Source organism: Mycolicibacterium houstonense, from assembly GCF_900078665.2.
Classification (GTDB): domain Bacteria; phylum Actinomycetota; class Actinomycetes; order Mycobacteriales; family Mycobacteriaceae; genus Mycobacterium; species Mycobacterium houstonense.
Genome location: NZ_LT546207.1, coordinates 4,152,954 through 4,159,129 on the forward strand (window position 1 = coordinate 4,152,954; position 6,176 = coordinate 4,159,129).

General features: G+C 67.2%; 5 protein-coding genes and 2 pseudogenes. 2 read left to right on the forward strand and 5 right to left on the reverse strand.

Annotation, left to right across the window (positions count from 1 at the left end; translation table 11 throughout):
* Positions 1-85 precede the first annotated feature (85 nt).
* Positions 86-769: a TetR/AcrR family transcriptional regulator gene (locus tag BN4332_RS20735; protein ID WP_066901171.1), complete on the reverse strand. Its 684-nt coding sequence runs from the start codon at positions 767-769 to the stop codon at positions 86-88.
* Between the two features lie 28 nt (positions 770-797).
* On the reverse strand, positions 798-1,628 hold the full coding sequence (locus tag BN4332_RS20740) for an IclR family transcriptional regulator (RefSeq protein WP_066901173.1): 831 nt from the start codon (positions 1,626-1,628) through the stop codon (positions 798-800).
* Positions 1,629-1,841: 213 nt separating this feature from the next.
* Between BN4332_RS20740 and BN4332_RS20745 the strand changes: the two are divergent.
* Both BN4332_RS20745 and BN4332_RS20750 read left to right on the forward strand, forming a co-directional pair.
* A pseudogene (locus tag BN4332_RS20745) lies at positions 1,842-3,024 on the forward strand (acyl-CoA dehydrogenase family protein).
* A 1-nt stretch (position 3,025) separates the two neighbouring features.
* Entirely contained in the window at positions 3,026-3,934 is a 909-nt protein-coding gene (locus BN4332_RS20750; RefSeq protein WP_066901174.1) for a VOC family protein, read from the forward strand.
* Between the two features lie 61 nt (positions 3,935-3,995).
* Here the strand turns inward: BN4332_RS20750 and BN4332_RS20755 are convergent, their stop codons facing one another.
* The 3 genes and pseudogenes from BN4332_RS20755 to BN4332_RS20765 all read right to left on the reverse strand — a co-directional run.
* On the reverse strand, positions 3,996-4,280 hold the full coding sequence (locus tag BN4332_RS20755) for a ferredoxin (RefSeq protein WP_066901176.1): 285 nt from the start codon (positions 4,278-4,280) through the stop codon (positions 3,996-3,998).
* On the reverse strand, positions 4,277-5,416 hold the full coding sequence (locus BN4332_RS20760) for a 3-ketosteroid-9-alpha-monooxygenase, oxygenase component (protein WP_200820327.1): 1,140 nt from the start codon (positions 5,414-5,416) through the stop codon (positions 4,277-4,279). Before BN4332_RS20760 ends, BN4332_RS20755 begins: the two co-directional genes overlap by 4 nt.
* A gap of 138 nt (positions 5,417-5,554) precedes the next feature.
* Positions 5,555-6,176 (reverse strand): annotated as a pseudogene (locus tag BN4332_RS20765) (hypothetical protein); the annotation flags it as partial.

A 6,176-nucleotide genomic window follows, 5' to 3' on the forward strand; every position in this document is an offset into this window, starting at 1 on the left:
CTGACCATCTTGACGCAGAGATGAGGGCGTCGGGTGACCACGAGAGTTGTCAGCACAGGTACGAAGGCAAGTGGTGCGGCGGCGATCACCCGGCTTGCCGATCACCGCTTTCACCGCGAAGTCTGGGGGCCAGACCTGCGAGATAGGTCTCCAGCGCGTTGGAGAACGCCTCGGCACCGACTTCCTGCGTCATGCCGGCGAAGTACCGCGCGGATTTCGGGTGGGTGCGTTCGAAGGACTCGCCCTCCTGGGCGATGACGTGGTGACGCCACTCATCGAGGGTGACCGCGTCAGTGGCCTTGGACGCCGGATCTTCGATCGTCAGCGCTGCGATGCCGAGCGTGATGGCGAAGACGCCGAGGATGATCTCGTACGAATCCGCCCGGGACAGGCCCGCGGCTTCCATGGCGCCCAGCAGGACCTCGAGTTGATTGAACGACGCCATGTCCACCCGGCGCCGCGGTGTGGACCAGACCTTGATCAGCCAGGGGTGGGCCCGGAACACCGCCCAGTCGCCGTGGGCCATGGACCGCAGCCGGCCGATCAGGTCGATGTCCGAATCGGCAGGCAAGAGCGGCACTTCGAGCATGATGGCCTCGACCATCGCCCGGATCAGATCATCCCGGCCCGAGATATGCCGGTATGACGCCATCGAGGCGACGCCGAGCGCACCGGCGACGGTGCGCATCGACAGCCCGTCCAGGCCATGCTCGTCGGCGATGGCGATCGCGGCCTCGACGATGCGTTGCCGCGTCAGGCGTTGTTTCACAGGCGCATCACTCCGTTCACGTCACCGGTCAGAGACCGGCAACATGCAGTGTGGCAGGTCCAGCGTCGGCATCGGCCGCCAGCTCGGCACGGTCTACCGGCGTCGTCCGCACATTCTCGCCCCGATATCTGCTCCAGGCCGTCCCCGCCGCATACCGCACCAGCCCCTCGAGCGCACTGCTCGACTTCAGCCGTGCGGATGGTCCCGCCACCGAGATGGCCCCCACCACGTTGCCCGGCGGACCGACCGCAGCGCCGACGCAGCTGAGGCCCAACACCGTTTCGTCGCGGTCGACGGCCACGCCGGCGGCCCTGACCCGGCGAAGCTCCTCACGTAGTTTCGCCGCCGAACTGACCGTGAAGGGCGTGTGCTTGGCCAGCGGTCTCGCGCTCAACAACTCCAGGGTCGACTCCGATGCGTGGGCGAGCAGAACTTTTCCGAGGCCGGTCGAGTGCGCCGAGCGGCGGCCTCCGATACGCGACGGTAGTCCGGCTCCGACCCGTCCCAGGATCCGCTCCAGGTAGATGACGTCGATCCCCTCACGCACACCGAGATGCACGGTCAGGCCGGTCTTTTGCGAGAGCTCACACATCGCCGGAATCGCCGCGGCGTAGAGCCGGTCATGGTCGCGGGCCACCGATCCCAGTTCGAACATCTTCGCGCCCAACGTATAGCGCCCATCGTCACGGCGTAGCCAGCGGAGTGCGACGAGGTTGCACAGCAACCTGTGCGCGGACGACCGCGGAATGCCGGTGCTCCGCACGATCTCGCTGAGCGTGAGTTGCCGGGAGCCGGCCAGCGCATCGAGCACCGCGGCGGCGCGTCCGAGCGTCGCGGGCAACAGATCACTCTCAGTCACAGTTCTCCCCTTGCCGACGTGCTTGCGTACACTGTACACATCCGTGTAGCGTGCGTCACCAGCGGACACGCATGCAACTCGCGTCACTCCGCCCGCGAACCGACATCGCCGGCCCGCCCGGAGCCGGGGCCCAGCCCACCCCGCCGAACGCGATCGCCGCAGCAGCGAAGAACCGACACCTGAATCCGACAACCGACAGATAGAGGACCTGACATGAGCGATCGGGTAATCGACCGGATCGGCAACATCGCCGACGAACTACGCGAACGGGCTTGGGAGGCAGAACGCCTCGGCCGGCTACCCGACGAGACGGTCAAGATGCTCAAGTCGGCAGGCAACATCCGGCTGCTGCAACCCAAGTCGTTCGGCGGCTACGAGGTGCATCCGCGGGAGTTCGCCGAGACCGTGATGGCGACCGCCGCACTCGACCCGGCCTCGGGCTGGATCAACGGCGTCGTGGGCGTGCACCCCTATCAGCTCGCTTACGCCGATCCGCGTGTCGCACAGGAGGTATGGGCCACCGACGCCGACACCTGGGTGGCTTCGCCGTACGCGCCGCAGGGCGTGGCCAAGCCGGTCGAGGGCGGCTATCTGTTCAACGGCCGCTGGCAGTTCAGTTCCGGCACCGACCACTGCGACTGGATCATCCTCGGCGCCCTACTCGGTGACACCGAGGGCAACCCCGTCCAGCCTCCGCAGATGATCCACATGATCCTGCCGCGCAAGGACTACGAGATCGTCGAGGATTCCTGGAACGTGGTGGGGCTGCGCGGGACCGGGTCCAAAGACGTCATCGTCAAGGACGCCTTCGTCCCGGAGTACCGGACCATGAATGCGACCAAGGTGATGGACGGCACCGCACAACGCGAGGCCGGCATGAACACCACGCTGTACTTGATGCCGTGGTCGACGATGTTTCCCACTCGGGATCTCGTCGGCGGTGATCGGCATCGCCGAGGGCGCCCTGGCCGCACACCTGGACTACCAGCGAGAACGGGTAGGCGCCAACGGCACCGCGATCAAGGACGATCCGTACGTCATGTACGGGATCGGTGAGGCCGCAGCCGACATCAACGCCGCCCGGCAGGAACTGCTGGCCAACGTCGATCGCATCTACGACATCGTGGACTCCGGCAAGGAGGTGTCCTTCGAGGACCGGGCCGCCGGGCGGCGCACCCAGATCCGGGCGGTGTGGCGTGCGGTCGCGGCGGTCGACCAGATCTTCGCTCGTTCGGGCGGCAACGCCCTGCGGATGGACAAACCGCTGCAACGGTATTGGCGCGACGCCCATGGTGGACTGGCACACGCCATCCATGTGCCCGGAACGGTGTATCACGCCTCGGCACTGAGTTCGCTGGGTGTGGATCCGCAGGGCCCGCTGCGGGCGATGATCTGACATGGCCGACGTGAAGAGCCTCGGCTATGTGAAGGTCGCGACCACCGACATCGACCGGTGGCGCCAGTTCGCCTTCGACGTACTGGGTTTCGCCACCGGCGGCGGCTCGGACCCGGACGCTCTGTATCTGCGAATGGATGAGCGCGAGGCCCGCATCATCGTGGTTCCCGGCGCGACCGACCGGATCGTGACCGTGGGATGGGAGGTGCGTGACGGCGCCGCACTGCGCCGGGTTCGGACCGCGCTCGATGCCGCCGGGGTGGCATACACGACGCTGACGCCGCAGGAGGCCGACGACCGCCGGGTCGAAGAGGTCATCGCGTTCACGGACCCGGCTGGCACGTCGGTGGAGGTGTTCCACGGTGCGGTGCTCGACCACAGCCCGGTCGTGACGCCGCACGGAGCCCGATTCGTCACCGGGCCACAGGGTCTCGGCCATGTGGTGCTGCCCGCCGTGGACGCCAACGGCCTGTTCGAGTTCTACACCGGGGTGCTGGGTTTCCTGCCCCGCGGCGCGTTCCGGGTGCCCGCTCCACCGGAGTTCGGTCCGATGCGCGTCCGGTTCCTGGGCCTCAATCAGCGCCACCACAGCCTGGCCATCTGCCCGGCTGCCACGCTGCGCGACCCGGGGCTGATCCACCTGATGGTGGAGGTCGACAGCCTCGACACGGTCGGGCAGGCGCTGGACCGGGTGAACCGGGACGGGTACCAGCTGTCGTCGACGCTGGGCCGGCACACCAACGACAAGATGGTGTCGTTCTACGTGCGGGCACCCGGTGACTGGGACATCGAGTTCGGCACCGACGGCATGTTGGTCGACGAAACGTATTACACCGCTGAGGAAATCACCGCCGACAGCTACTGGGGCCACCAGTGGGTGAGCGACCTTCCGGCCGCGATGCGGCCGTGACCCGATGAGCGCGGGGTGGGACACGCACGCCGTGCCCACCCCGTGATCGTCAACTTATGTGTCAGCCGGCATCCGGTTCATCCGGTACCGGCAACGCCCCGTCGAGGGCCGCGGTGACCACCGAAGCCCGCATGGAGTCGCAGCCGAGGAACAATCCGCCGTCGCAGCGGCCGGTCAGCACCTCAGCGTCACGGCGCTCCCGGCACAGCCCGGATGCCGTGGCATTCCACTGCACGCTGGTCTGCTGCCAACTGCTCTTGCGCGCCAATACGAGGGCACCACAGCTGCGGCACGACACCGGCGTCATCGGTACGTCCTCGAGCCGAGGGTCGAGGCGGACGGTCATCGCACCGACCCGGCGGTGACCTGGGCCGCGACGTTCTCTTCGATCTCCCGCCGCCAGGCCAGTTGTGCGCTCTCGGTGTCGATCTCGTACTCGAAGCGGTCGGCCATGTCGTCGGCCACATCGGCCACGTCGACATAGAACTGCTCGTACCAGCGGCGCAGCTGGTACACCGGCCCGTCTTCCTCACACAGCAACGGGTTGTCGATGCGGGCCTTGGTCTTCCAGATCGCCACGTCCTGTTCGAAACCGATCTTCACCCAGTCGCCCAGCGCGACGGCCGTCTGCATGGCCAGCTCGTCGGACAACCCCCCGGCCTTCTTGACGATGATTCCGTACTGCAGGACAAACGAATTCGCGTCGATCGGGTAATGACAGTTGATCAGCACGCTGTGATGGTCGGTGTCGGGATAGTGGTACGTCAGGTGATCGATCATGAAGGAGGGTCCGTAGTACGACGCCACCGACGTGGTGCCGAGCATCACCGGGCCTCCGACATCCTGGCGGTCGGCCCGGGTGTCCGAGTTCATGTACTGGGTCGCGACATGGCCTTCGAAGATGTTCTTGAAGTATTTCGGCATCGATCCGTGCACATAGAAGAAGTGCGCCATGTCCACCACGTTGTCCACGAGCTCACGACAGTTCGCGTTGACCACCGTGGTGTACCAATGCCAATCGGTCCACTCGTCGCTGCCTGCACCTTCGATGCGCGGGATCGTCACGTCGGCCGGCGGCGGATTACCCTCCGGGTCGTTCCAGACGAACAGCATCCCGTCCTGCTCCAGCGTCGTCCAGGTAGCGGTGCGGGCGAGCCGGGGCGTGCGCTTGCTGTACGGCACGTTCTTGCAGCGCCCGTCACCGCCCCACCGCCAGTCGTGGAACGGGCAGGCGATCTCGTTGCCCTTGACCTGCCCCTTGGTCAGGTCGCCGCCCATGTGACGGCAGTATCCGTCGAGCACATTGATCTTGCCGTCGCCACCGCGAAACACCACAAGTTTCCGGCCGAACACATTGATCTCGTGCGGCTGCCCATCGCCGAGGTCTCGGGTCAACCCGAGGCAGTGCCAGCCGCGGGCGAAACGCGTCGACGGCGCCTCGGCCTCGATCTGGCGCACCTCGCAATTGGATTCCATAGCCATCGAGGACCTCCTCCGAAAGTGTCACGGCGACTGCCGTTCAAGTCCTCACCAGGTCTAACACCAGGCCGGGCGTCCTCGCGCCCAAAATCCCACTGGCAGGGAATGCGATGCGGCCACCTCGCGGCCAGAGACGTCGGCCTAGCCGCCGACCTGCGGTAACTCGTCGGCGGCGATCTCACACGGGGTCTCACCGGCCGGTGCGGCCAGTGGTTCGGCCGGCGGCTCAGCCAGCGGCTCAGCCGGCGGCTCGACGAGGGGTTCCGGCACCGGAGTGGGCGGACTCTCAGGTGGGGCTTCCTCGGCAACCGGCGGATCCGAAACCGGCTGTGGTGGGATCACTTCGGCGTCCTCGGCGGAGTCACCATCGGCGGTCTCCCCGCCGGGTTCGGTGGTGTTCTCGCCGTCGTCGTCCGACTCGGGATCGTCCTCGTCGGCATCCGCGTCATCAGGTTCGTCCTCCGGCAGCTCGCCGTCCGAAAGGCCACCGAGATCACCGCCTGGCAGGCCGTCGGCCGACGAACCGATCAGCCCACCGAACAGGTCGGCCAATTGTCGGCCGGCGCCGGCCAATCCTGAGCCGACGTCAGGCAGCCCGCCGACACCAGGCATGCCACCACCGCTGCCCAGGCCCGGGCCGCTCCACCCCGCGGCGGAAGCCGGCACGGCAGTCGGCGGCTCGGGTGTGGCCGCGGGGGTGACGGGCTCGGGCCCGGGAGCGGGCGGCTGGGCGGGCAACCCGGCGGGGGGCATGGTGGCCGGC

What these genes read in the sequence shown, in the direction of transcription:
- BN4332_RS20750 (WP_066901174.1), top strand. Translation starts at nt 3,026, where the DNA reads ATGGCCGACGTGAAGAGCCTCGGCTATGTGAAGGTCGCGACCACCGAC.
- BN4332_RS20755 (WP_066901176.1), bottom strand. Translation starts at nt 4,280, where the DNA reads ATGACCGTCCGCCTCGACCCTCGGCTCGAGGACGTACCGATGACGCCG.
- BN4332_RS20760 (WP_200820327.1), bottom strand. Translation starts at nt 5,416, where the DNA reads ATGGCTATGGAATCCAATTGCGAGGTGCGCCAGATCGAGGCCGAGGCG.